Origin of the sequence: Enterobacter sp. J49 (genome assembly GCF_002148625.1) — a bacterium.
Lineage (GTDB): Bacteria > Pseudomonadota > Gammaproteobacteria > Enterobacterales > Enterobacteriaceae > Enterobacter > Enterobacter ludwigii.
The window spans coordinates 257,932-283,336 of the sequence record NZ_MWPY01000037.1 but is presented as its reverse complement, the minus strand read 5'-3'; the positions used below and the strand labels follow the sequence as shown (position 1 = coordinate 283,336).

The 25,405-nt window shown below is 58.1% G+C and carries 23 protein-coding genes; 5 read left to right on the top strand and 18 right to left on the bottom strand.

The genetic code is table 11. The features are described 5' to 3' along the window. Window positions 1-90: 90 nt before the first annotated feature. Entirely contained in the window at window positions 91-1,500 is a 1,410-nt protein-coding gene (locus BJP35_RS19700; RefSeq protein ID WP_086463501.1) for a sensor histidine kinase, read from the bottom strand. Next, window positions 1,487-2,161: a transcriptional regulator TctD gene (gene tctD / locus BJP35_RS19695; RefSeq protein ID WP_047742960.1), complete on the bottom strand. Its 675-nt coding sequence runs from the start codon at window positions 2,159-2,161 to the stop codon at window positions 1,487-1,489. The genes BJP35_RS19700 and tctD overlap by 14 nt, the downstream gene beginning before the upstream one ends. Window positions 2,162-2,311: 150 nt before the next feature. Here tctD and BJP35_RS19690 point away from each other — a divergent pair, with 150 nt between their 5' ends. Genes BJP35_RS19690 through BJP35_RS19680 form a run of 3 tightly spaced genes read left to right on the top strand, consistent with a single transcriptional unit; the run spans window position 2,312 to window position 5,261 of the window. Next, the gene (locus tag BJP35_RS19690) at window positions 2,312-3,292 is read left to right on the top strand and encodes a tripartite tricarboxylate transporter substrate binding protein (RefSeq protein ID WP_014170977.1); all 981 of its coding nucleotides are present in this window, start codon (window positions 2,312-2,314) and stop codon (window positions 3,290-3,292) included. Between the two features lie 11 nt (window positions 3,293-3,303). Next, entirely contained in the window at window positions 3,304-3,735 is a 432-nt protein-coding gene (locus BJP35_RS19685) for a tripartite tricarboxylate transporter TctB family protein (RefSeq protein ID WP_020883153.1), read from the top strand. Window positions 3,736-3,746: 11 nt separating this feature from the next. Next, window positions 3,747-5,261: a tripartite tricarboxylate transporter permease gene (locus BJP35_RS19680; protein ID WP_086463500.1), complete on the top strand. Its 1,515-nt coding sequence runs from the start codon at window positions 3,747-3,749 to the stop codon at window positions 5,259-5,261. On the opposite strand, the gene menE is transcribed toward BJP35_RS19680, so the two are convergent. The 8 genes from menE to BJP35_RS19640 form a co-directional block, all read right to left on the bottom strand. Further along, window positions 5,262-6,623 carry an o-succinylbenzoate--CoA ligase gene (gene menE / locus BJP35_RS19675; RefSeq protein WP_086463499.1) on the bottom strand — a complete coding sequence of 454 codons (1,362 nt, stop codon included), beginning with the start codon at window positions 6,621-6,623 and terminating at the stop codon, window positions 5,262-5,264. After that, window positions 6,620-7,585: an o-succinylbenzoate synthase gene (gene menC / locus BJP35_RS19670; protein WP_063156665.1), complete on the bottom strand. Its 966-nt coding sequence runs from the start codon at window positions 7,583-7,585 to the stop codon at window positions 6,620-6,622. Before menC ends, menE begins: the two co-directional genes overlap by 4 nt. Next, window positions 7,585-8,442, bottom strand: a complete 858-nt coding sequence (gene menB / locus BJP35_RS19665; protein WP_014170982.1) for a 1,4-dihydroxy-2-naphthoyl-CoA synthase — start codon at window positions 8,440-8,442, stop codon at window positions 7,585-7,587. Before menB ends, menC begins: the two co-directional genes overlap by 1 nt. Next, window positions 8,439-9,215 (bottom strand): 2-succinyl-6-hydroxy-2,4-cyclohexadiene-1-carboxylate synthase, encoded by a 777-nt coding sequence (menH, locus tag BJP35_RS19660; RefSeq protein ID WP_047742964.1) that lies wholly within the window; start codon window positions 9,213-9,215, stop codon window positions 8,439-8,441. Before menH ends, menB begins: the two co-directional genes overlap by 4 nt. Continuing rightward, complete coding sequence (menD, locus tag BJP35_RS19655) at window positions 9,212-10,882, bottom strand: 2-succinyl-5-enolpyruvyl-6-hydroxy-3-cyclohexene-1-carboxylic-acid synthase (protein WP_086463498.1); 1,671 nt, start codon at window positions 10,880-10,882, stop codon at window positions 9,212-9,214. Before menD ends, menH begins: the two co-directional genes overlap by 4 nt. A gap of 88 nt (window positions 10,883-10,970) precedes the next feature. Further along, a complete protein-coding gene (gene menF, locus BJP35_RS19650; RefSeq protein WP_047742967.1) occupies window positions 10,971-12,266 on the bottom strand; it encodes an isochorismate synthase MenF in 1,296 nt (431 codons plus the stop codon). A gap of 95 nt (window positions 12,267-12,361) precedes the next feature. After that, the gene (gene elaB / locus BJP35_RS19645) at window positions 12,362-12,667 is read right to left on the bottom strand and encodes a stress response protein ElaB (RefSeq protein ID WP_020883147.1); all 306 of its coding nucleotides are present in this window, start codon (window positions 12,665-12,667) and stop codon (window positions 12,362-12,364) included. Between the two features lie 53 nt (window positions 12,668-12,720). Continuing rightward, entirely contained in the window at window positions 12,721-13,182 is a 462-nt protein-coding gene (locus BJP35_RS19640) for a GNAT family N-acetyltransferase (protein ID WP_047742968.1), read from the bottom strand. Between the two features lie 70 nt (window positions 13,183-13,252). On the opposite strand from BJP35_RS19640, the gene rbn reads away from it, so the two are divergent. Both rbn and BJP35_RS19630 read left to right on the top strand, forming a co-directional pair. Further along, entirely contained in the window at window positions 13,253-14,170 is a 918-nt protein-coding gene (gene rbn, locus BJP35_RS19635) for a ribonuclease BN (RefSeq protein ID WP_047742970.1), read from the top strand. 64 nt (window positions 14,171-14,234) lie between these two features. Next, on the top strand, window positions 14,235-15,239 hold the full coding sequence (locus BJP35_RS19630) for a chemotaxis protein (RefSeq protein ID WP_014170989.1): 1,005 nt from the start codon (window positions 14,235-14,237) through the stop codon (window positions 15,237-15,239). A gap of 102 nt (window positions 15,240-15,341) precedes the next feature. Here the strand turns inward: BJP35_RS19630 and nuoN are convergent, their stop codons facing one another. From nuoN to nuoG, 8 genes are all read right to left on the bottom strand, one after another. Then, window positions 15,342-16,799, bottom strand: coding sequence for an NADH-quinone oxidoreductase subunit NuoN (nuoN, locus tag BJP35_RS19625; protein ID WP_014170990.1), 1,458 nt, complete (start codon window positions 16,797-16,799; stop codon window positions 15,342-15,344). A gap of 6 nt (window positions 16,800-16,805) precedes the next feature. Then, window positions 16,806-18,335 (bottom strand): NADH-quinone oxidoreductase subunit M, encoded by a 1,530-nt coding sequence (nuoM, locus tag BJP35_RS19620; RefSeq protein WP_014170991.1) that lies wholly within the window; start codon window positions 18,333-18,335, stop codon window positions 16,806-16,808. 76 nt (window positions 18,336-18,411) lie between these two features. After that, window positions 18,412-20,253, bottom strand: coding sequence for an NADH-quinone oxidoreductase subunit L (gene nuoL / locus BJP35_RS19615; RefSeq protein ID WP_014170992.1), 1,842 nt, complete (start codon window positions 20,251-20,253; stop codon window positions 18,412-18,414). After that, window positions 20,250-20,552 carry an NADH-quinone oxidoreductase subunit NuoK gene (nuoK, locus tag BJP35_RS19610; protein ID WP_003861496.1) on the bottom strand — a complete coding sequence of 101 codons (303 nt, stop codon included), beginning with the start codon at window positions 20,550-20,552 and terminating at the stop codon, window positions 20,250-20,252. Before nuoK ends, nuoL begins: the two co-directional genes overlap by 4 nt. Continuing rightward, window positions 20,549-21,103, bottom strand: coding sequence for an NADH-quinone oxidoreductase subunit J (gene nuoJ / locus BJP35_RS19605; protein WP_014170993.1), 555 nt, complete (start codon window positions 21,101-21,103; stop codon window positions 20,549-20,551). Before nuoJ ends, nuoK begins: the two co-directional genes overlap by 4 nt. Before the next feature lie 10 nt (window positions 21,104-21,113). Further along, window positions 21,114-21,656, bottom strand: coding sequence for an NADH-quinone oxidoreductase subunit NuoI (nuoI, locus tag BJP35_RS19600; protein WP_003861491.1), 543 nt, complete (start codon window positions 21,654-21,656; stop codon window positions 21,114-21,116). Between the two features lie 13 nt (window positions 21,657-21,669). Then, window positions 21,670-22,647, bottom strand: coding sequence for an NADH-quinone oxidoreductase subunit NuoH (nuoH, locus tag BJP35_RS19595; protein WP_014170994.1), 978 nt, complete (start codon window positions 22,645-22,647; stop codon window positions 21,670-21,672). Then, window positions 22,644-25,370 (bottom strand): NADH-quinone oxidoreductase subunit NuoG, encoded by a 2,727-nt coding sequence (gene nuoG / locus BJP35_RS19590; RefSeq protein WP_020883144.1) that lies wholly within the window; start codon window positions 25,368-25,370, stop codon window positions 22,644-22,646. The genes nuoH and nuoG overlap by 4 nt, the downstream gene beginning before the upstream one ends. Window positions 25,371-25,405 lie beyond the last annotated feature (35 nt).

Sequence of the window (25,405 nt, the reverse complement as noted above, 5' to 3'; positions counted from 1 at the left end):
CCGCGAGATTTTAACCTGAGTCGCCCGGGGATCAAGCACTCTGCGTGCGGCAGGCGAGTAGTTTGTAACGATTTGATACCCGGTGTTTTTTTACGTGAGCAGCAGAAAACGCATTTTAACGCTAAGGCCACCCAGCGTTTCGCTGCGCGTCAGCTGCAAAGGACTTCGGTGCAGACGGGCAATATCAGCGGCCAGCGCAAGCCCGATCCCTGACCCGGCGGCATCTCCGACGTTATCCAGCCGGTGGAAAGGCAGCATCGCCTGCTGGATCTGGTCCTCTTCGATGCCCGGACCACTGTCCTCCACGCTCAGCTCAACGGCGCCCTGATCTGTTCGCAGGAACACGGTCACTGTCCCTTCTGCAGGGGTATATTTGATCGCATTCTCCAGCAGGTTGGCGCACAACTCCCCCAGCAGCACGTCATCGCCTTCGATCATGACCGGCTGCTGAAGACCGTCATAGCCCAGGTCAATCGCTTTACTGCGCGCCTGCGCCAGCCGGGAGAAGCAGCAGTTTTGCACCACCTGAACCAAATCCACCCGCGCAAACTGGCCCTCCCCCTGCTCCTTACGCTTCACAGCGGAAAGCTGCAGCAGCCGTTCGGTCAGTACAATGGTGTCATCCAGGGTCGCATTCATTGCCCGCAGGCTCTCCTGCCACAGGGCGGGATCCTGACGCATCAGGGCAACGGAGACCTGGGTTTTCAGCACCGCCAGCGGGGTTTTGAGCTGATGCGAGGCATCCGCGTTGAAACGTTCCTGACGCGACAGCACGCCGCGCAGCCTGTCGATATAGCGGTTGAACGCCACAATCAGCAGCCGGGTCTCAGACCAGGGCAACAACTCCGGCAGCGGCGCGAGCAGGCCTGGATCACGACGCACCATCAACGAAGAGAGCTGGCGCATTGGGCGCAGTACGCGACGCAACAACCACGCGGTCAACACCAGGGTCAGCAGCACCAGCAATCCCTGAGAGACCCATGATGAAAAGAGCAACTGACTGGCGAGATAGCGGCGGGACTGGAGCGTCTCCGCAACATAAATCTCCGCCATGCCGGCGATATTCCCTTCATTGACGGGCTGCAGCAGACGCGCGACACGGATCGCCTGCCCGCGGTATTCGGTGTGATAAAACCAGGCCAGCGCCGGATAGAGCGTGGTGCGGGATGTTGCCGGGGGCATCCGGGGCAGATCGTCATAACCGGAGATCACCCGCCCGTCGGGATCGACCACTTTATAATAGAGCCGGTCGTTCATATTGAGTTCAAAGCTGTCGAGCACCACCCAGGGTACATTCACGCCCAGCCTGCCGTCGTGAACCTCCAGCCGTTCCGATATTGTTCGGGCAGAGGATAACAGCGTGCGGTCGTAAGCCTGCGTGGCCGCCTGCAATGCGCTGACATAGCTGTTAAATGCCGACAACCCCCACAGCAACAACAACGGAAGCCCAAGAAACAGCAGCAGTTGCAGGTAAAGCGACTGCGGCTTAACCCACCTCATCGCCGCACTCCAGCACATAACCCAGTCCGCGAAGGGTGGTGACCCTCACGCCGCTACCGCTGAGCTTTTTGCGCAGACGATGAATATAGAGATCGATACTCTCCGGGCTGACGTCGTCATTCAGGCTAAACACCTGATCGAACAGCTGCTGCCGGGAAACGGGGCGGGTCCGGCGATGCATCAACACCTTCAGCAGCGACAGTTCACGTGGCGTGAGCGACAGAGGCTCGTCGCGCAGCAGGAAAAAGCCTTCGTCGTCATATTCCAGCTCCCCAAGGCGCTGACGCTCCAGCGTTCGCCCTTCGCTCCTGCGCAACAGGGCGCGCAGCCGCGCGTCAAGCTCCTCCAGCTCAAACGGTTTCGGCAGATAATCATCCGCCCCGGCGTTGAGCCCTTTCACCCGGTCCGCCACGTTGCTGCGCGCGGTGAGAAACAGGACGGGCAGCGTCTGACCGCGTTTACGCAGACGATGCACAACCTCCAGACCGTCAAAGCCGGGCATTCCGATGTCCAGAATGGCAACCGCATAGCTTTCTCCCTGCAGCAGATGGTCGGCAGCGCGCCCGTCAGAAACGCAGTCCACGGCAAAGCCCTCCTGCACCAGCGCTTTCTCCAGCCAGTGAGCCAGCTCACGATTATCTTCCGCGAGTAAGAGACGCATATCACATCCTGTAAAGTTGGTGTCGCATTGAAAGGGAAATGAAAGGTTATTGTTTTAACAATCACGCAACGGAACCGCTACAAGGTGGTTCACATAATCAGAAAAAAGACCCGTACCCGTACTCCCGGAACTCCGGCGTGAGGATAAACGATGAAAAAACAACTACTTTCGACTCTTGCTGCAAGCGTATTGATGATAAGTGCCTCTGTCGTTCAGGCGCAGGATGCCCCGTCCCGCACCGAGTGCATCGCGCCGGCGAAACCCGGCGGCGGTTTCGATCTCACCTGCAAACTCATTCAGGTCAGCATGCTGGAGACCGGCGCTATCGCAAAACCCATGCGCGTGACCTATATGCCCGGCGGTGTGGGTGCCGTTGCGTACAATGCGATTGTCGCGCAACGCCCTGCGGAAGCCGGCACGGTGGTGGCTTTCTCCGGTGGCTCGCTATTGAACTTGTCTCAGGGGAAGTTTGGCCGCTACGGCGTGGATGACGTGCGCTGGCTGGCAACCGTCGGTACCGACTACGGCATGATTGCCGTGCGCGCGGATTCACCGTGGAAATCCCTGAAAGACCTGCTGACCGCCATGGAAAAAGATCCGAACAGCGTGGTGATTGGCGCCGGTGCCTCCATCGGCAGCCAGGACTGGATGAAAGCCGCCCTGCTGGCACAGCAGGCGAAGGTTGATCCTCACAAGATGCGCTACGTGGCGTTTGAAGGGGGCGGCGAACCGGTGACGGCGCTGATGGGAAATCACGTTCAGGCGGTATCCGGCGATCTCAGTGAAATGGTGCCCTATCTGAACGGCGATAAAATCCGCGTGCTGGCGGTCTTCTCTGAGAACCGCCTGCCGGGCCAGCTGGCGAACGTCCCTACCGCAAAAGAACAGGGTTATGACCTGGTCTGGCCGATTATCCGCGGTTTCTTCGTCGGGCCAAAAGTGACCGATGCCGAATATCAGTGGTGGGTCGAAACCTTCAATAAACTCCAGCAGACCGAAGCGTTTAAAAAGCAGCGCGATCTGCGCGGGCTGTTTGAGTTCAACCTGAGCGGCAAGCCGCTGGATGAGTACGTCAAAAAACAGGTCAATGACTATCGCGAACAGGCGAAAGCCTTTGGCCTTGCCAAATAACCGGAGGCGGTATGAGCGATCGTATTTTTGCCGGGATTTGGCTGCTGCTCTGCGTCGGTGGGATGTTCGTCGCCTGGCAGATCCACAGCGAATACAGCTATGAACCGGTGGGGCCGCGCCCCTTCCCGATGGGCATTGTTGGACTGATGCTGCTCTGCTCGGTGGCCCTGCTGCTCCGTCATCCGGATACCGTAGAGTGGCCACCGCGCCGTATTCTGCAGCGTCTGCTGGTGATGGTCATCGTTCTGCTGATGTACGCCTGGGGTTTTGAGTGGCTCGGCTTTCCGGTGGCAACCGCCATCCTGACGATGGTGATCGGCATGCTGTTTAACGCCACCCTCCCGGCGGCGGGGATTTCCGGCGCGGTAATGGGGATCTTGCTGTGGTTTGCCTTTGACCGCCTGCTGGATGTGACCTTACCGCTCGGCGCATGGTTTAATTAACGGAGCACGCTATGGATACCTGGATTTATCTCTCGCAGGGGTTCGCCGTGGCGATGACCCCGGAAAACCTGGTGATAGCCCTGATCGGCTGCTTTGTCGGGACCATTGTGGGTCTGCTGCCCGGCCTTGGGCCGATTAACGGCGTTGCCATTTTACTCCCGCTGGCGTTTGCCCTGCATCTGCCTGCGGAATCGGCGCTGATCCTGCTGGCGACGGTGTATATCGGCTGTGAATATGGCGGGCGTATTTCCTCCATTCTGCTGAACGTGCCCGGCGATGCGGCGGCCATTATGACCGCGCTGGATGGCTACCCGATGGCACGGCAGGGTCGCGGTGGCGTGGCGCTGTCCATCTCCGCGGTCAGTTCGTTTTGTGGTTCGCTGATTGCCATCGGCGGTATCATTCTGTTTGCCCCAGCGCTGGCCCAGTGGTCGCTGGCGTTTGGTCCGGCAGAGTATTTTGCGCTGATGGTCTTTGCCATCGCCTGTCTCGGCAGCATGATGGCGCAGAATCCGCTGAAATCGTTTTTGTCCGCGCTGATTGGCTTAGGGTTAGCCACCGTCGGCGTGGATGCCAACACCGGGGTTTATCGCTTTACCTTTGACAGCGTGCACCTTTCCGACGGCGTGCAGTTTATCGTGGTCGTGATTGGCCTGTTCTCGGTCTCTGAAATTTTATTGATGCTGGAACATACCAGCAGCGGACAGACGCTGGTGCGTAAAACGGGCCGCATGCTTTTCAGTGCCAAAGAGGGCGTACAGTGTATCGGCGCGACGCTGCGTTCGTCGGTGATTGGCTTCTTCGTCGGCATTCTGCCGGGGGCCGGGGCTACCATCGCCAGCGCCATCACTTACATGACCGAGAAAAAGCTCAGCGGCAACAGTGACAGCTTCGGCAAAGGCGACATTCGCGGGGTAGCGGCCCCAGAGGCTGCGAATAACGCCTCGGCCTGCGGTTCGTTTATCCCGATGCTGACCCTTGGCGTGCCGGGCTCGGGCACCACGGCGGTGATGATGGGCGCGCTGACGCTCTATAACATTACGCCTGGACCGGCCATGTTTACCGAGCAGCCGGATATTGTCTGGGGGCTGATTGCAGCGCTGCTGATCGCCAACGTGATGCTGCTGGTCATGAACATTCCGCTGATTGGTCTGTTCACCCGGATGCTGACAATTCCCCTGTGGTTCCTGGTGCCGGCTATCGCGGCCGTCTCTGCGGTGGGGGTGTATGCGGTACACAGCACCACTTTCGATCTGGTGCTGATGGTACTGCTTGGCGTACTGGGCTACATCCTGCGTAAGATGCACTTCCCGATGTCGCCGCTGATTTTAGGCTTTGTGCTGGGAGAGATGCTGGAGCAGAACCTGCGCCGTGCCTTGTCCATCAGCAACGGCAATATGTCTATTCTGTGGGACAGCAGCGTGACGAAGGTGCTGTTAGCGATGGCCATTCTGGTGATTGTGGTTCCGCCGGTATTGCGTCTGCTGCGTCGCCGCCAGCGCAAACCGGCACCGGATATCGGTTGATTATCCTTTCAACAGACGGGTGACCCACTGTTTTAATGCCTGGCGGGAGATCTTAATCCCGCCATTTTTGAGCTCTGCCGGCAGCATCAGCCAGTGCACCGGCTGCTCAAAGCGCGCCAGTTTACCCTGTACCCACGCCGGGAAGCCGGTGATATCGGTTCCCGGTTCACACTCCACCACCGCCACCGGACGCTGACCGAACTCGGCGTCATCGAGTGGGACGATAAACGCCTGGTTTATCTGCGGATGGCGGGCAATAACCCGCTCAAGGCTTTCCGGCTGGATCCCTTCGCCCCCGCTGAAAAAGAGGTTGTCCATTCGGCCAAGGATCGTCAGGCGCCCGTTATGCCATTCCCCGCGATCGCGGGTGGCAAACCAGCCCTGAGCATTGGTCAGCGGAATCAATGCACCGTCCCGCCAGTAACCTGCGGCCATACTTTGCGCTTTGATCCACACTTCACCGTCAACCACCCGCACCTCTCTGCCCGGCAACGCAGCGCCGACGTCCGGTTCACCGTCCGCCTCTTTGGCACAAACCGTTGAGGCAAACTCCGTCAGACCGTAGCCACAGAAAGTGCGGATCCCCCGCTGGCCCGCCTGCTGAGTCAGGTCAACAGGGATCGCGGCCCCGCCAAGCAGTACGGCTTTTAGCGCGACAGGCTGGTGTGCATTAAGCAGACGCCAGAGCTGCGTCGGTACCAGTGAGGCATGCGTACAGCCCTGCAGGGCCTGCGCCAGCGGCTGCTTCTCGCGGACGGTTAAGCGCGCGCCAGCCTGCAGCCAGCGCCACAAAATCCCCTGCCCGGAGACATGAAACAGCGGCAGGGAGAGCAGCCAGTCGTCTTCATCGTCGTAGGGCATCAGCGAAAGCACGCCGCGCGCACTGGCAAGATGGGCGGCACAGGTATGGACCGCCGCCTTGGGTAAACCGGTTGAACCGGATGTCAGCGTCATGGAAGCCAGCCGCGACGGTTGCCACGCCACGCGACACCCGCCCGGCGCCTCGCGCATACTGAGCGCGACCAGCCCGTCGTAGACGCCGTCCAGCACCAGGGCAAAGCGCAGCGTCATCTGCGGGAGCAACACGTCCAGCAGCGGGTGCGGCAGCTGCGGGTTAACGGGAAGAATACGTGCCCCGCACTGAAGCAATGCCAGCCACGCCACCAGGGTTTGCGGGTGATTATGCGCCAGCAGCAGTACGCCGTCGCCCTCCTGCACACCCTGCAACTGAAAGCCCGCGGCCAGTCTGTCGATGCGCGCACACAGCTGTTGCCAGCTGAGCGTCTCATCGTTCAGCCTCAGGGCCGGTTTATCAGCATACTGCGCGCACCAGTGTCGCCACGGCCAGTCGGTAAAACTCATAGCAACGGCTCCAGCCCCTCAACGTCAAGGAGCGGCAGCGTGCTGTCTGGCCACGGACGGATAAGCTGATTTTGCATCAGGTTCAGCGTATCGAGACCGGGGACAGTGTCTGGCGTTAACCAGGCGGCAACGCGCGCCAGTTGGGTTAGCCCCAGGCTGGACTCAATCGAAGAGCTGATGACCGCCGTCAGCCCGGCGGCATGGGCCGCCGCGACCTGCTCACGTACCTTAGCAAGGCTGCCGGTCAACGTCGGTTTAATGACCACCGCGCGGACACCCGGTTCGGCGACAAACGCAAAGCCGTCTTCACGCAGGCTTTCATCCCACGCGATGGCAATGCCGGTTTCACGGGCAAACGCCCGGGAATCGTCGCGGGTTTTACACGGCTCTTCCAGAAACGCGATACGACTGCGGTACGCCGGGTTTACGTACTTCGCGAACTGCTGCGCCTTCAGCGGCGTCCAGGCGCGGTTAGCATCCAGACGCAGATGCAGGTCGGGCAATGCTTCCAGTAAGAGGTTAGCGACCATCCCATCGCGTACCGCTTCATAGAGACCGACTTTGATTTTCGCCACTTTCTCGCCCGGCATGGCGGCGAGCAGCGCAAACAGTTCATCCGGATCGCCCGTACAGAGCGGTGCCGCGCGGTAATTAGCCTCTGCAGGCAAGCTACCGTCCAGCTCCGCCAGCGCGCAGCTAATACCAAAAGCCGCGGAAGGCACCTCCGGCAACGCCGGGTTCGCGCCCTCACGCCACTCACTGGCCCACGCCAGCAATACCGCCTGCGCGTCCTCCAGCGATTCAAGGCTAAAGCCCGGCAGCGGCGAAATCTCGCCCCAGCCTTCCTGCTCGCCCTGCTGCAGATGCACCAGCATGCCATCACGGGTTTTTAACCGCCGTTCACGCAGCACCACGCCCGCGTCCATCGGTATCTGCCAGCGGTAAACCTGCGCGCGACGCATTACGGATTCCGTTTATATTTGCTGAAGTCAGGCTGGCGTTTTTCGTTAAAGGCGTTGCGACCTTCCTGCCCTTCTTCGGTCATGTAGAACAGCATGGTGGCGTTACCTGCCAGCTCCTGCAGACCTGCCTGACCGTCACAGTCGGCATTCAGGGCCGCTTTCAGGCAGCGCAGCGCCATTGGGCTGTTTTGCAGCATTTCACGACACCAGCGCACGGTCTCTTTCTCGAGATCGGCAATTGGCACCACGGTGTTCACCAGGCCCATATCCAGCGCTTCCTGAGCAGTGTACTGACGGCACAGGAACCAGATTTCGCGGGCTTTTTTCTGACCGACAATGCGAGCCATGTAGGAAGCCCCCCAGCCACCATCGAACGACCCCACTTTCGGGCCCGTCTGGCCAAAGATGGCGTTCTCTGCGGCAATGGTCAGGTCACACATCATGTGAAGCACATGGCCGCCGCCGATGGAGTAGCCTGCCACCATCGCCACCACCGGTTTTGGACAGGTGCGGATCTGGCGCTGGAAATCGAGCACGTTCAGGTGGTGAACGCCAGAGTCATCCTGGTATCCGCCGTAATCGCCGCGCACTTTCTGATCGCCACCGGCACAGAACGCTTTTTCACCTTCGCCGGTCAGGACGATAACACCGATGTTGTCGTCATAGCGCGCGTCTGCCAGCGCCTGAATCATCTCTTTGACGGTCAGCGGACGGAACGCGTTACGCACCTGCGGGCGGTTGATGGTGATTTTGGCAATGCCGTCTGCGGATTTGTGGTAACGAATGTCGGAGTAACCTTCGGAGCAGTCTTGCCATTCAACCGGCGCATAGAGCATGTGTTCATCAGGATAGATCATAGAGAGTCCTTTATTCGAAGACGCAGTATCTGAGCCAGACTCGCAGCAACCGCAGCGGGGTTTTCCCGGTGGGCGTTGTGTCCGGCATGGGGGATCGCATGGCGTACGGCGTGCAGTTCAGCCGCAAGGGCTTTGAACTTCTCATCACGTTCACCATATAAATAATCAAAAGCGACGTTGCAGGCGCTCAGTCCCGGACGCAAATCAGGCTGCACGGCCAGCGAGGTGGCCTCGAGCATCATCGCCAGAGTCGCGCCATTGTTCTGGCTACGCAGGCGAATAAGCGCCTGCCGCTGAACGTCCGTCAGGGAAGCAAATACGGGTTGTCGGTACCAGTCGGTGAAAACCACGTCGAGCGCCTCGGTACGAAAGCGCCGCGCCCAGCGGCGATCGGATGCCAGCCGCGCACTCCGCTCACCGGCATCCTGTAGCCCGGGATGGCTGCCTTCCACAATAATGCCCTTCAGCCCCTCTGGCTGCTGGCAGGCATGGAACATCGCAATGCGGCCGCCGAGGGAGTACCCCACCAGCCAGAAATTCAGTATGTTGTAACTAAGCAGGGTTCGGGTCAGCAAATCGCTCATCTCCTCGAACCCGGTCACGCCAGTATTGCCGGAACCACCGTGCCCCGGCAGGTCGAGATACAGCCGCGGGTAATCGCCCAGCGCCGCCCCGACCGTCTGCCACTCGCGGCAATCCCCGGAAAAACCGTGCAAAAAGACCAGCCAGGGATAACCTGGCTTTCCAGCCTGCTGCACACCCGCGAGGATCACAGGTGGCTTACCTGGGCCAGCAGGCTTTGCAGTTTCTGCGCGCCGTCAGCATCGTTCACCACCAGTTCGATCAGCGTCGCACCGGGCTGTCGCCAGGCGCTGCTCAGGGCCGCATCAAGCGCTTCCCAGCTTTCCGGGCGATGGTATTTCAGGCTGAACATTGCCGCGGCGTGTTCAAACTGCACGTTCTGCGGCATCAGATAGAAACGCTCACGTTCGCTCTGCGGGGTGGGCAGCAGGGAGAAAATCTGTCCACCGTTGTTGTTAACCACAATCAGCACAAACGGTGCCGAAACCTGACGCAGCAGCGCCAGGGCATTGAGGTCGTACAGCGCGGAGAGATCGCCAACGATCGCCAGCGTAGACTTCGCGCTGGCACGCTGTACGCCCGCCGCCGTGGAGATCAACCCGTCAATGCCGCTGGCCCCCCGGTTACTGTAGACCGGGTAACCGGCTGGCAGCTTTGAAAAGGCATCTATCAGGCGAACCACCAGACTGTTGCCGACAAACAGCTGCCCCTGCTCGGGCAGATACTGACGAATACGGTGTGCCAGCCCGGCCTCACTGAACGTTTCGCAGCTCGCCTGGGTTAACGCCCAGGCCTGTTCCGAAAGCGCCGGGATCGCAACGGCCCAGGGCTTGCGTTTTTCAGCCGGATGGAGCGCAAGCCAGGCGTCAATCTCACTGACCAGACGACGACCACGATGGTGTGCCGGGTCGAGCCGCCCGTCCAGCGAGTCCACCAGCCAGTACTCTTCTGGATCACAGGTAGCCTGCCACTGCAGTAACCGTTTACCGGTCAGGCTTGAGCCGAGCTGGACAATAATCTGCGCCTGCGCAAGCTCGGTGACCGCCTTCGCATTCCCCAGCCAGAGATCGGCACACGGCAGCGGCTGACCGGTCTGGGAAAGTACGTCGCCAATCAGCGGCCAGCCAAGGGTTTGCGCCCATTCCGCAACCAGCTTGCCTTGCGCGGCGCTCATGCGCCCGGCAACCACCACGCCACGTTTCTGCCGCCAGAAGAACCAGTCACGTTGTCTGGCGCTTTCAGGATGCGGTTGTGCACGCAGCCACGGCTTTTCACTTTGCCACCACTCACCCAGGGTGCGCTGCCATTCAAGACCGGTGTCATCCATTTCGCCATACAGCGGTTCGGCAAACGGACAGTTAATATGCAGCGCCCCGCCGCGCAGTGTCCCGATGGCATGATCGATTGTCGAGACCAGCCAGCTTGCCGGAATATCCTGAGTAGGACGCGGTAACGCGATTGCCTGTGAAGGATGCGAGGCAAAGATGCCCGGCTGACGAATGGCCTGGTTGGCGCCACAGTCGATAAGCTCGGGGGGACGATCCGCGGTCAGCAGGATCAGTTTCTCCCCGGTTAATCCGGCTTCGATCAGCGCCGGATAGAGGTTTGCCCCCGCGGTACCGGAGGTCACAACCACCGCCACAGGCTCGTTGCTGACTTTCGCCAGCCCCAGCGCCAGATGGCCAAGCCCGCGTTCATCAAAATGAGTGTGGTGAATAAATGCCCGGTTTTCAGCGGCCGCCAGCGTCAGCGGGGTTGAACGAGAACCCGGTGCAATACACACGTGCCTGACGCCATGGCGAGTCAGGGCTTCAAGGATCACCGCCGCCCAGCGTCGGTTAAAAGAACTTACTGACATGAGATTGTCCGGTATCAAGAATGCGACACAGTATAAATAATAGAAAAAATTGGAATTTTGATATGAATCGGGATTGCGCGAATCAGTCTTAATCCCTTAGGAGCAGAGAGCGCAGTCCGGCCGCTTTGTTTTCTATCTCCTGCCACTCCTGCTCCGGGTCAGAGCCGCTGACAATTCCCGCCCCGGCGTACAGCCGCAGGGCGTCTTCGTAAACACGGGCAGAACGCAACGCCACGCAGAACTCGCTTTGTTCAGGGGATAAATACCCGGCAGAACCGGCGTACCACTCGCGGTCGAACGGCTCGTTGTGGTGGATAAAGTCGCGCGCCGCCTGACGCGGCAGACCGGCGACGGCCGCCGTGGGCTGCAGAACATGCAAGCATTGTGCATCGTCAGCGTGTTTGAGCTCGGTCCAGATACAGCGACGCAGATGCTGTACTTTACGCAGCCGTACAACCTGGGCGGGCAGCACCTCCAGCGTCTGGGTATGGTGCTGGAGCCGCTGGCAAATATCTTCCACTACCAGCATATTTTCACGCTGATTTTTGTCGTCGTTCATCAGCCAGTCGCCCAGCCGTTCGGCCTGTTTATCATCGGTATGGCTGGCGACGGTGCCTGCCAGCGCTTCCGTGCGCAGCAGCTTGCCGCGTCTGCGCCACAGGCGCTCGGGGGTCGAGCCGAGAAACGCGTTGCTGGCATCGAATACCATGCAGAAATGGTAGCAGTTCAGGTTCAGGGCGCGGCTGGCAGCCATCAGTGCGACAGGGTTAACAGAGTGCTTAAACTGCAGGTCAGTTGCCCGGGCGAGCACCACCTTTTCAAAATCACCGCGAGCGATGGTCTGGGTTGCCTTGCGGATAAGGCGCAGCCATTCGGGTTGTTCCGGATGATGCTTTTCCTGCACAACCTCAACGGACAGCGGACGAATGGGTCTTGCCTCACCGAGCTGCTGGAGAAAATCCAGCGCGGCGCGGGCATCATCGTGAAGTGAACTGTCGCTCCACAGCTGCAGGCGTAACGTGGCCTGTCCGGCGGTACGTCGCCACAGCAGACGCGGTAAAAACAGACTGCCCTGCTCGGGATTAAACGCATTCAGGCCGCAGATACGCGTGTCACGGGCCGCATCATGCGCCTGCAAAAACTGTGAGGCAAATGCCAGAGAGGAGAAATGCGCGACGGCACCAAGCGCAGCAAGTTCTTCATCACCGTTACGCAGTTGCCAGTAAAACTGAGGATAGCAATGCTGAACGCCCAGCCAGGCCAGGGGATCGAAGGCGTCGTTTAACGGGAAAGAGACGTCGAAGTGATGTAAACCGGGTGCAGTGGGTAACGCTTGCGTAAGCTGGCTACGCAGATGCTCCAGCGCGGTGGAAATCGAATTCACGCGAACCTCTCCCTGTTAAAACCGCATATTATACGGGGTACTGACCATAAATAGCAGTACCCACGTATAGGGAGTGGTTAACCGTATATGGAACGTTAACGGCGGGCTAAAAGCAGCCCCAGCACCAGTCCGACAGCTGCCCCTACCCCGATGCCTTGCCATGGTTTTTCATGGACGTAATCATCGGCACGGTATACCGCCTTTTTCGCGCGGTAGTAGTAATTGTCCGAAGCATGGCTGACGCGATTTTTAACATCATCCAGCGCTTTTTCGGCACGGGCTTTCAGCTCAATATATTTCTGATCGGCAGGGTCGCCCGACGAACGTAACACCTCTTCCAGCGTTTCGCTCAGCAAGGCCAGGTCGTCATCGATACGGGTATCCCAGGATTGAAATGACATATTTTTCTCCATGTTAGTACACCAGTCCGCTAACTATAGCCAACGACTCGCCATTACGCCTGTTTCGCTTCCCGCGCCATGCCGATGTGTGGAATACCGTCCTCATCGTACACGTCCGTCACGGGGGTAAACCCAAAATGCCCGTAAAACGGTTGCAGGTGCGCCTGCGCGCCCAGATATAACGCCTTGTCCGGCCACTGTTTTTGGCACGCTTCCAGCGTTTTTTCCATCAGCTGATAGCCCAGTTTTTCACCACGCGCGTTGCCGCTGATAATCACGCGACCAATCACGACAGGCTCCAAATCGTCTTCGCTTTTCAGAATCCTCGCATACGCCACCAGCGCGTTGTCCCGCCAGCCAAGAATATGGCGATTCTCGCCAATAAGATCATCGCCATCGATATCCTGATACGGGCAGGTTTGTTCAACAACAAACACTTCGCAGCGCAGTTTGAGCAGCGCGTAAAGTGACGTTACCTTGAGCTCACTATGGTGTAAATCTTGCCACTGGATCATGTCAGTCTCCTTCCTGGGTTCATCACGTTATACTAAACCCCTCCCCGTTCGGCAAAGGGCTGATTACGTTATGGAACTGATTTTTCTCGGTACGTCCGCTGGAGTGCCAACCCGATCACGAAATGTGACCGCGATTCTGCTGGATTTGCAGCACCCGACGCGGGGTGGATTATGGCTTTTTGACTGCGGTGAAGGGACGCAGCATCAGCTGCTACATACCCCGTATCATCCCGGCAAACTGGATAGAATTTTCATTACCCATCTGCATGGCGACCATCTGTTTGGCCTGCCTGGTCTGTTGTGCAGCCGCTCAATGGCGGGCAATGCCAACCCGCTGACGATTTACGGGCCTGCGGGTATTCGGGAATTTGTCGACACCACGCTGCGTCTGAGCGGCTCATGGACAGATTACCCCCTGGAGGTGGTGGAGATAACCGCCGGTCTGGTCCTGGATGACGGGGTTTATCGGGTGACAGCCCAACCCCTGAGCCATCCGGTGGAGTGCTATGGTTATCGCATTGAGGAGCGGGATAAACCCGGCGCGCTCAATGCGTCGGCGTTACTGGCCGACGGAATAAAACCCGGGCCGCTGTTCCAGCGCCTGAAGCAGGGCGAAACCGTGACGCTGGAAGACGGGCGCGTCATCAACGGGCAGGATTACCTCGCCGCCCCGCAGCCCGGGAAAAAACTGGCGATTTTTGGCGACACGGCCCCGTGCCCGGCGGCGTTGCTGCTGGCGCAGGGTGTGGATCTCATGGTGCATGAAGCCACCCTCGAGGCGGCGATGGAAGAGAAAGCCAACAGCCGGGGCCATAGCTCTACGCACCAGGCGGCGCAGCTTGCGCGTGACGCGGGCGCCGGGAAACTGATCGTCACCCATGTCAGCTCGCGCTACGATGCCCGGGGCTGTGAACGCCTGCTGGCAGAGTGCCGTGAACGGTTCCAGGAATGTGAGCTGGCCGAAGATTTCGCTAAGGTCAGCGTTTAGTCCTTCATTTTTCTCTCAGAGTGCCGATAACGATTAAAAGGTCAGCATTTCTCTCGAGGGTAGAATGGATAATTTCCAGAAAGATATTGATGACAGGGCGAATCTCACCCTGTCGAACCGTTTTGAACTGTTGCTGTTCCGTCTTGGCACCTCTCTGAACGCAAATAAATCCGAGCTGTTTGGCATTAACGTCTTTAAGCTGCGTGAAATTGTGCCGATGCCAGAGTTCACGAAACCCGCCGGGATGAAATCACCGCTGATGGGCATGGTGAATATTCGCGATCAGGTTATCCCGGTAATCGACCTGGCTGCCGTGGCGGGCTGTAAGCCAACCACCGGGCTGAACATCCTGCTGATCACGGAATATGCCCGCAGCGTGCAGGCTTTTGCGGTGGAATCCGTTGAGAACATCATGCGTCTTGACTGGAAGCAGGTGCACGCGGCGGAAACTGCCGTCAGCGGGCGGTACATCACCAGTATCGCTTGTCTGGATGAGAAGACCGATACCAATGAGCTGGCGATGGTGCTCGACGTTGAGCAGATCCTGTATGACATCACCCCGGCCAACCACGACCTGCATGCCACGGATCTGAAGACCACGAAATTCCACATCAAGCCCGGTGCCGTCGCGATTGTCGCCGAAGACTCTAAAGTGGCACGCTCGATGCTGGAAAAAGGTCTGCAGGCGATGGAGATCCCGGCGCAGCTGCATATCACCGGCAAAGACGCGTGGGAGAAAATTAGCGTGCTGGCGGCACAGGCTCAGGCTGAAGGTGTGCCGATTACCGATAAGATCGCACTGGTGCTGACCGACCTGGAAATGCCGGAGATGGACGGCTTTACCCTGACGCGTAAAATCAAAACCGACCCGCTGTTGAAAGATATTCCGGTGGTGATCCACTCTTCCCTCTCCGGCAATGCTAACGAAGATCATATTCGTAAGGTGAAAGCCGACGGTTACGTGGCAAAGTTTGAACTCAATGAACTCTCGTCAGTCATTGAAGAAGTTCTGGATCGGTCAATGAAGAAGATTGACGGTCCGCTGATTAGCCGTAAACAGCTGGCTTAACTTTCAGCAGGCTCACGCCTTCCCGACAGAGCAAGGGCGCAAGCCAACAAAAAACCCGCCGAGGCGGGTTTTTTTATTCACTGCGGTCAAACAGCAACGTGATTACATCAGCGGCATCGCGTGCTGCACGATGGTGATCAGCGGCTGTGGATAGATACCGAAGATCAGTACCAGCAGCGCGGAGATCAGTACCACGATACCACCGGCGCTGTACTGCCAGTTACGCGGCGCATCGCGGTTCAGCTGCTGAGGTGCACTCAGATACAGACTCACGGCCACACGCAGGTAGTAGTAGAGACCGATTGCAGAGCCGATAACCACGCCCGCCGTCAGCCACCACAGGTGTGCCTGCACACCCACTGCCAGCACGTAGAACTTACCGATAAAGCCCAGCGTCATTGGAATACCCGCCAGAGAGAGCATCATTACGGTCATAACGGCGGACAGAATCGGACGGTGCCAGAACAGACCACGGTAGGAGAACAGGGAATCTGCATCCGGACCACGGTACGGGCTGGACATCAGGCTCACCACGCCGAACGCGCCGAGGCTGCTGAACAGGTAACCGGCCAGGTAAACACCGACGGTCTCCATCGACATCTCACCGCTCTGCAGCGCAATCAGTGCCACCATCAGGTAGCCCAGATGGGAGATAGATGAGTAGCCCAGCAGACGTTTAATGTTGGTCTGGCTCAGCGCCATCAGGTTACCGAAGATGATGGAAGCAAACGCGATGATGCCCAGCACCACGCGAACCGCTTCGCTGTCACCCACCGGCGCATACAGGAACAGACGCATCACCACCCCGAAGATAGCGATTTTGCTCGCCGTCGCCAGGAAGGTTGAGACTGGAGCAGGCGCGCCCTGGTAGACGTCTGGCGTCCACAGGTGGAACGGAACCAGAGAGAGCTTAAAGCCAAGGCCAACAATCATCATGCCCAGACCCGCCAGCAGCAGCGGTTCGTGCAGCATACCGTCGCCGAGGCTCTTGCCGAGCGCCATGAAAGAGAGGTTTCCGGACTGTGCGTACAGCAGCGCAATACCAAACAGCAGGAAAGACGACGCGGCAGCAGACAGAATGGTGTACTTGATGCTCGCTTCCAGAGAACGTTTCTGACGGAAGGCGTAACCAATCAGACCGAACAGCGGCAGAGAGATAAGCTCAATACCGAGGAACAGCGCAGCCAGATGGTTCGCATTCGCCAGCAGAATACCGCCCAGCGCGGCAATCAGTACCAGCAGGTAAAACTCTTCTTTGTTGTCGTTGTAGCCTTCCAGCCATGGATACGCAAACGTACAGGTTGCCAGGCTCGCCAGCAGAACCAGACCCGAGTACAGCATGGCATAGCCGTCAACGCGCATCAGTGGAGTGACGTCCATCGCCCCGCCCTGGCCAACAAACCAGAGAGAGACTAATGCGGCGTTCAGACCGATGACCGACAGCGTGGCATTCAGGAAGTGATTGCGTCGCCACGCAATGGAGAGCATCACAACCACCACCGTCAATCCGACGATCAGCAGCGGTAGCAGCGCGATCAGTTGTTGTGGAGTTATTGTCATGGCGAATTACGGCCTTGTAGTAGAAGCAGAATTAACAAACCACTGCTGGATATTCCCCATCGCGGAGTGCGAGGTATCCAGAATTGGCTGCGGGAAGAAGCCCAACAGCACCAGCAGTACGACCAGCAGCAGGATGATGAACAGCTCACGCAGCGACATCCCCGGCAGTTCTTTTGCAGCAATTTCGCTCTTCGCTTTACCGAAGTAAGCGCGATGCAGCATCGCCAGCGAGTAAACGGAAGCGAACACCAGACCAAAGGTGGAGATCACGGTAATGACCGGCACCACTTTGAAGCTGCCGAACAGAATCATAAATTCGCCGACGAAGTTACCGGTGCCTGGCATACCCAGCGTGGCCACCGCGAAGAACATAGAGAGCGCTGGCAGCCATTTAATTTTGCTCCACAGACCGCCCATCATACGCATGTCACGGGTGTGAAGACGTTCGTACAGCTGACCACACAGGATGAAGAGACCGGCTGCGGACAGACCGTGCGCAATCATCTGGATAACCGCACCCTGGTAAGCCAGCTGGCTGCCGGTGTAGATGGCAATCAGTACAAAGCCCATGTGGGAAACGGAGGTGTACGCAATCAGACGTTTAATGTCGTACTGCGTGAAGGCCATCCAGGCACCGTAGAAGATACCGATCACACCAAGCCACATCGCAATTGGCGCGAACTCAGCGGACGCATTCGGGAACAGCGGCAGAGCGAAACGCAGCAGACCGTAGGCCGCGGTTTTCAGCAAGATCCCCGCCAGGTCAACGGAACCCGCCGTTGGCGCCTGTGAGTGCGCGTCTGGCAGCCAGCCGTGCAGGGGAACCACCGGCATTTTCACCGCGAAGGCAATGAAGAAGCCCAGCATCAGCAGGTATTCCACACCGTGAGACATCGGGGTCTTCAGCAGGTCTTCATAGTTGAAGGTCCAGATACCGGTCGCCGTGTGGTGAACAAACACCAGCGCCAGAATCGCAATCAACATCACCAGACCGCTCGCCTGGGTATAGATGAAGAACTTGGTTGCCGCCGTGATACGCGTTTTACCGTCGGACGCCTTATGGCCCCACAGCGCGATCAGGAAGTACATCGGCACCAGCATCATCTCCCAGAAGAAGAAGAACAGGAACATGTCGATGGCAAGGAACACGCCGATCACGCCGCCCAGGATCCACATCAGGTTCAGGTGGAAGAAGCCCTGGTATTTTTCAATTTCTCGCCAGGAGCACAGTACCGCCAGAACGCCGAGCAGACCCGTCAGCACCACCATCAGCAGCGACAGACCGTCGATAGCCAGGTGAATGGTTATCCCAAAACGCGGGATCCACGGCAGAATAAATTCAGACTGCCACTGCGGAATCCCCGCAGACTGCGTCAGAGAGTAGCCACCCTGCAACCACAGTTGCAGACCAAGCGCGAGCGTCAATCCCATGGTGATCAGCGCGATCCAGCGCGGCATCTTCACGCCAAAGCGTTCAGTCTGCCAGCACAGGAAGCCGCCGATGAAGGGAATTAATATTAGCCAGGGTAGTAACATGGCGATTTACATTCCTTTTTAAGGCCCCCAGCAGGGGCCTGATTTTCAACGAATTCGAATAAAATTCACTTAACGATCAACGCAACACCATCAGCAGCGCCAGCACGACAACCGCACCGATGCTCATGGACGCCACATACCAGCGCAGGTAACCGTTCTCGCTGAACAGCAGGCCTTTACCTGCAAAGCGGGAAAGGATCGCCGGGATATTCATCAGGGAGTTCAGCGGATCGCGTTTCAGCAGCCACGCAATGCCCAGGAACGGCTTGACGAAGATCATGTCGTACAGCCAGTCGAAGCCCCACGCGTTGTACCACCAGGTCCCCAGCAGGCGGCCTGGCGCACTGTTGGCAACGGCAGTCACCAGCGTACGTTTGCCCAGCCACAGCCATGCTGCGATCAGGATGCCCGCGATAGCGACCACACCCGAGGTGATTTCAAGCGTCAGAACGCGACCGTGCTCAAGCTCGGTGGTGTCCGGCAGTACGCCCTGCAGCGGTGGCACAATCAGTGCGCCAACGAAGGTGGAGAGTACCAGCAGCACAATCAGCGGCAGGTGATGAGTAATCCCCTTCCCTGCGTGAGCGTGAATTTGTTCTTTACCGTGGAATACGATGAAAATCATACGGAAGGTATACAGGGAGGTCATGAACGCACCGACCAGACCCGCAACCATCAGATTGATATGACCATTCGCCATGGCACCGGCAAGGATTTCGTCCTTACTGAAGAAGCCCGCGGTAATCAGCGGCAGTGCCGCCAGCGCCGCGCCGCCCACCAGGAAGCAGACATAAACCAGCGGAATGGACTTACGCAGTCCGCCCATCTTGAAGATGTTCTGCTCGTGGTGGCAGGCCAGAATCACGGAACCGGATGAGAGGAACAGCAGCGCTTTAAAGAACGCGTGCGTCATCAGGTGGAAAATGGCTGCGTCCCATGCCTGAACACCCAGTGCCAGGAACATATAACCAATCTGGCTCATGGTGGAGTACGCGAGAACGCGTTTGATGTCGGTTTGCACCAGCGCGGCAAAGCCTGCCAGCACCAGCGTTACCGCACCAACGATACCCACCAGATGCAGAATTTCCGGCGTCATCAGGAACAGACCATGCGTACGCGCAATGAGGTAGACCCCAGCGGTAACCATGGTTGCGGCGTGGATCAGCGCGGAGACAGGCGTTGGACCTGCCATCGCGTCGGCCAGCCATGTCTGCAACGGCAGCTGCGCGGATTTACCCACGGCACCACCCAGCAGCATCAGCGTTGCCCACCACAGCATGTCATTGCCGGCAGCGAAGTGCGCTGGCGCCAGTTCCACCATTTCGCGGAAATTCAGCGTGCCCAGTTCGTTGTAGAGAATGAACAGCGCGAAGGCGAGGAAGACGTCACCCACACGGGTCACGACAAACGCTTTCATGGCCGCTGCGCCATTCTTCGGATCGGTATAGTAGAAGCCGATCAGCAGATAAGAACAGAGACCCACGCCTTCCCAGCCGAGATACATCAACAGCAGGTTATCGGCCAGCACCAGAACAACCATGCTCGCGATAAACAGGTTGGTGTAGGCGAAGAAGCGGGAGTAACCCTCTTCACCGCGCATATACCAGGAGGCAAACATGTGGATCAGGAAGCCCACGCCGGTTACCACGGAGAGCATGGTCAGAGAGAGACCATCCAGCACCAGGTTGAAACCGATGTTGAAATCACCGACCGACATCCAGGTCCACAGCGGTACGCTGAAGGCCTGACGCCCGTTATTAAAGAAGTCGATACCCGCATACGCTGTCACCAGCGCAGCCAGACCCACAGAGCCCATGCCGACGGTGGCGGACAGATTCTCAGACCAGCGGCCACGAGAAAACGCCAGCAGCACGAAGCCAATCAGCGGAAAAATAATGGTTAAGGCAAGCATGTTCATCCACGCAACTCACTTACTGAATCGATGTTCAGGTTCTGGCGGCGACGATGGAGCTGCAGTAACAGCGCCAGGCCAATACTCGCTTCGGCAGCCGCGAGGCTGATGGCGAGAATGTACATCACCTGACCATCGGTCTGGCCCCAGTAGCTTCCGGCGACCACGAAGGCCAGCGCGGAGGCGTTAATCATGATTTCCAGACCGATCAGCATAAACAGCAGATTGCGGCGGATAACCAGACCGGTTAAGCCCAGAACGAATAAAATCGCAGCGAGGATCAGTCCATGTGTTAAGGGGATCATGCGCGTTCCTCCGTTTTTCTTTTCGCGCGGTCGTCAGTGCGGTTGCTCAGCAACTCACCAGCACGCTCTTCGCGGCCAACGTGGAAGGCGACAACCAGGCCCGCCAGCAGCAGCATAGAGGCCAGTTCAACCGCCAGGACGTATGGGCCAAACAGCGTAATACCCACCTCTTTAGCGCCGATTGGCGTGCCGTCGATGCCCTGATCATTCACGCCCAGAATGGCGTAAACAATGACCACCAGCATGATGGCCGACAGGATCGCCGGGCCAATCCAGACCTGCGGTTTTAACCACTGACGTTCCTGCTCAATTTCAGAGCCGCCCAGGTTCAGCATCATCACCACGAAGACGAACAGCACCATGATGGCCCCGGCGTAGACGATGATCTCCAGCGCACCAGCAAAGTGCGCGCCCAGCGCAAAGAACACCCCGGAAATAGCCAGCAGCGAGATAATTAAGTACAGCAGCGCATGCACCGGATTGGTGTGCGTAATCACTCGCAGCGTAGCCAGGATGGCGATAAGGCCACAGATATAAAAAGCGAATTCCATTGCCCTCTCCTTACGGTAACAGGCTCTTGACGTCGATAGGCTTAGCTTCGTTCTCTGCTTCGCCCTTATCTTTGCCGTCGATTGCCATACCCGCCATCCGGTAGAAGTTATATTCCGGGTATTTGCCCGGACCGGAAATCAGCAGATCCTCTTTCTCGTACACCAGGTCCTGACGCTTATACTCACCCAGTTCGAAGTCCGGGGTCAGCTGAATCGCCGTGGTTGGGCACGCTTCTTCACACAGACCGCAGAAAATGCAGCGTGAGAAGTTGATGCGGAAGAACTCAGGATACCAGCGGCCATCTACCGTCTCTGCTTTCTGCAGAGAGATACAGCCCACCGGACACGCTACCGCACACAGGTTACAGGCAACGCAGCGCTCTGAACCGTCCGGATCGCGCGTCAGCACGATACGGCCACGGTAGCGCGGCGGCAGATATACCGGCTCTTCCGGGTACATCCGGGTTTCGCGTTTGGCAAACGCGTGCAGGCCGATCATCCAGATACTGCGTACCTGAGTGCCGAAACCTACCAATAATTCTTTTAAGGTCATGGTCTATAGCCCCTTATGGCTGCTGCCAGAGAATGACAGCCGCCGTTACCAGCAAGTTGATGAGCGTCAGCGGCAGGCACACTTTCCAGCCGAAGGACATTACCTGGTCATAACGCGGACGCGGTAACGCTGCGCGAATCAAAATGAACATCATCATGAAGAACGCGGTTTTCAGCGCGAACCAGATGAACGGCGGTAAGAACGGGCCATGCCAGCCACCAAAGAACAGCGTTACCATCAACGCGGAAATGGTGACAATACCGATGTACTCGCCCACGAAGAACAGACCGAATTTCATACCGGAATATTCGATGTGGTAACCGTCGGCCAGTTCCTGTTCGGCTTCTGGCTGGTCAAACGGGTGACGGTGACACACCGCCACGCCCGCGATAGCAAAGGTAATAAAACCAAAGAACTGCGGGATAACGTTCCAGATGTCAGCCTGGTTGTTGACGATGTCGGTCATGTTGAATGAACCGGCTTGCGCCACCACACCCATCAGGGAAAGCCCCAGGAATACTTCGTAGCTCAGCGTCTGCGCAGAAGCACGCATCGCACCCAGCAGGGAGTATTTGTTGTTACTGGACCAGCCCGCGAACAGCACCGCATACACGGCGAGGCCTGCCATCATCAGGAAGAACAGAATGCCGATGTTCAGGTCAGCCACCACCCAGGTCGGGCTGACAGGAACAATCGCGAACGCCAGCAGCAGCGAGGTAAAGGCGATCATCGGTGCCAGAGTAAAGATCACGCGGTCAGAGAAGCGCGGGATCCAGTCCTCTTTAAAGAACATCTTGATCATGTCCGCTACCAGCTGGAGTGAACCACCCCAGCCCACGCGGTTCGGCCCGTAACGGTTCTGGAACAGACCGAGCAGACGACGCTCACCAAAGCTCATGAACGCGCCACAGGTGACGACCACCAGCAGGATAACTATCGCTTTCAGAATGCTCAGCAGGATGTCGATAAGATCCGGCGTTAACCAACTCATGCTTTTGCCTCCTGCAGATTATCAAGACGCGCACCCGCCAGTACCGGCGCGATGCCTGGCATACCCATCGGCAGACCCACCTGCCCTGCTGTCAGACTTTCAGAGATAATCAGCGGCAAGCTGATTGTCTGGCCATCGTAACTAAAGGCGATGTTCGCACCCGCGTTAACGCCAAGCTTCGCGGCATCTGCCGGGTTAAGCTTGATGTACGGCTGCGGCATGCGGCTCTGGAATACCGGAGAACGCTGGGACAATTCGTCACTACCGAACAGATGGTAGTACGGCGCAATACGCCAGTTCCCTTCCTGCGCCTGGAAGCTCGCCGGCACGGTGGTGAAGAAGTCCAGACCGGTGTCGGAAGCTTCAATCAGACGCACGCCCGGGTCACCGTGGCGCAGAGAGCCGCCCACTTCAGCCTGGAATTTGTTCCATGCCTGCGGGGAGTTCCAGCCTGGTGCCCATGCGAACGGAACCTGAGAGCGCGGTGCAGACGGCTGGTTGTTCCCTTCCATTGAGAAGGCAAACATCGTGTCTTTATCCTGCGGCTGACGAGGTTCGTGAACGCTGATGTTGGCACGCATCGCGGTACGACCGCTGTAACGGTGCGGTTCACGCGCCAGTTTCTGGCCACGAATACGGAAGCTTGCGTCAGGAGCCGCATCTTTGATGCCAGCCAGCTGAGGCAGTTTTTCCACGACCGCGTCGATAACATGGTCGAGCTGCGTCCAGTCCACTTCACGGCTCTGAACGGTGCTGTGCAGAGAGTGCAGCCAGCGCCAGCTTTCCAGCATTATGGTGTTGCTGTCGTAGTACGCCGGGTCATACACCTGGAAGAAACGCTGTGCGCGGCCTTCGTTGTTGATAACCGTACCGTCGCTTTCCGCGAAGCTTGCCGCAGAGAGCACCAGGTGCGCTTTGTCCATGATCGCGGTGCGCTGATGGTCAATAACCATCACAAGCGGCGCTTTGGAGAGCGCTGCGTCAACGCGTGCGGCAGAAGCATGGCGATGCAGGTCGTTTTCCAGCACCACAACGGCGTCAGCAGCACCGGATTCCAGTTCGCTTAACGCAGCTTCCAGAGAGCCACCGCCAATCATTCCCAGACCGATGCTGTTCACCGCACGGGCAATCATGGTCACGCCAACGTCTGCACCACGGCCTTTCAGCGCTTTAGCCACGTTCGCGGCAGCCTGAATGATCTCCGCGCTACCGGCGTTAGTCCCGGAAACAATCAGGGGTTTCTTCGCACCCGCCAGGGCCTGAACAATCACATCAACCTTGTTCTGCAGGTCGCGATCGAGACCTTCAACGGCCGGAGAATTGCTGTCCAGCGCATGAGCAATCGCAAAGCCAAGACGGGCCTGGTCTTCAACCGGCGCGCAGTAGGTCCACGCCGCGATATCGTCCAGACGCGTGCTGTCGACGTTGGTCACAAACAGAGGATGCTTCGCACGCTGACCGATGTTGAGGATTGCCGCAATCTGCCAGTCAGCCACTTTCTGAGCCGCCGCCATTTCACGAGCTTTACCTTTGACCGCCTGACGAACCGCCAGGGCAGCGCGAGCGCCGGTCTGCGTCAAATCTTCACCCAGCACCAGAACCGCATCATAAGATTCAATTTCACGCAGCGCTGGGGTATGAATACCGCCTTCACGCAGCACTTTCAGTACCAGCTGCAGACGTTCCTGCTCGCCCTGAGCGATACCGGTGTAGAAGTTTTCCGCCCCAACCAGCTCACGCAGCGCGAAGTTACTTTCGATGCTGGCGCGCGGGGAGCCGATACCGATCACTTTCTTCGACTGACGCAGAATATCTGCCGCGCCCTGCATCGCCTGTTCAGCGTTCAGGGTGATGAAGTCATCACCACGGCGTTGAACGGGCTGACGTGGACGGTCTTTCAGGTTCACGTAGCCGTAGCCGAAACGACCGCGGTCGCACAGGAAGTAATGGTTAACGGTACCGTTATAACGGTTTTCAATACGACGCAGTTCGCCATAGCGTTCACCCGGGCTGGTGTTACAGCCCAGCGAACACTGCTGGCAGATGCTTGGTGCAAACTGCATGTCCCACTTACGGTTGTAACGCTCGGAGTGGGTTTTATCGGTGAAGACGCCGGTTGGACAAATCTCGACCAGGTTACCGGAGAATTCGCTTTCCAGCGTACCGTCTTCCGGACGACCGAAGTAGACGTTGTCATGCGCGCCATACACGCCCAGATCTTGTCCGTCTGCGTAATCTTTGTAGTAACGCACGCAGCGGTAGCAGGCGATGCAGCGGTTCATTTCGTGAGAGATGAACGGCCCCAGATCCTGGTTGCGGTGGGTACGTTTGGTAAAGCGATAGCGACGGAAGCTGTGACCGGTCATTACGGTCATATCCTGAAGGTGGCAGTTACCGCCCTCTTCACAGACCGGGCAATCGTGCGGGTGGTTGGTCATCAACCATTCCACAACGCTTTCACGGAACTGTTTGGCTTCTTCGTCATCAATCGAAATAAAAGTGCCTTCGGTGGCTGGCGTCATACAGGACATCACCAGGCGACCACGCGTGTCTTCCGCGTTTTGATATTGCTTCACCGCACACTGGCGGCAAGCACCGACGCTGCCCAGCGCCGGATGCCAGCAAAAATACGGAATATCAAGGCCGAGCGACAGACAAGCTTCCAGCAGGTTGTCCGCCCCGTTGACCTCATACTCTTTGCCGTCTACATGAATCGTAGCCATTAGCATGCTTCCAGTTGGCTCAGTCGTAACTGAGC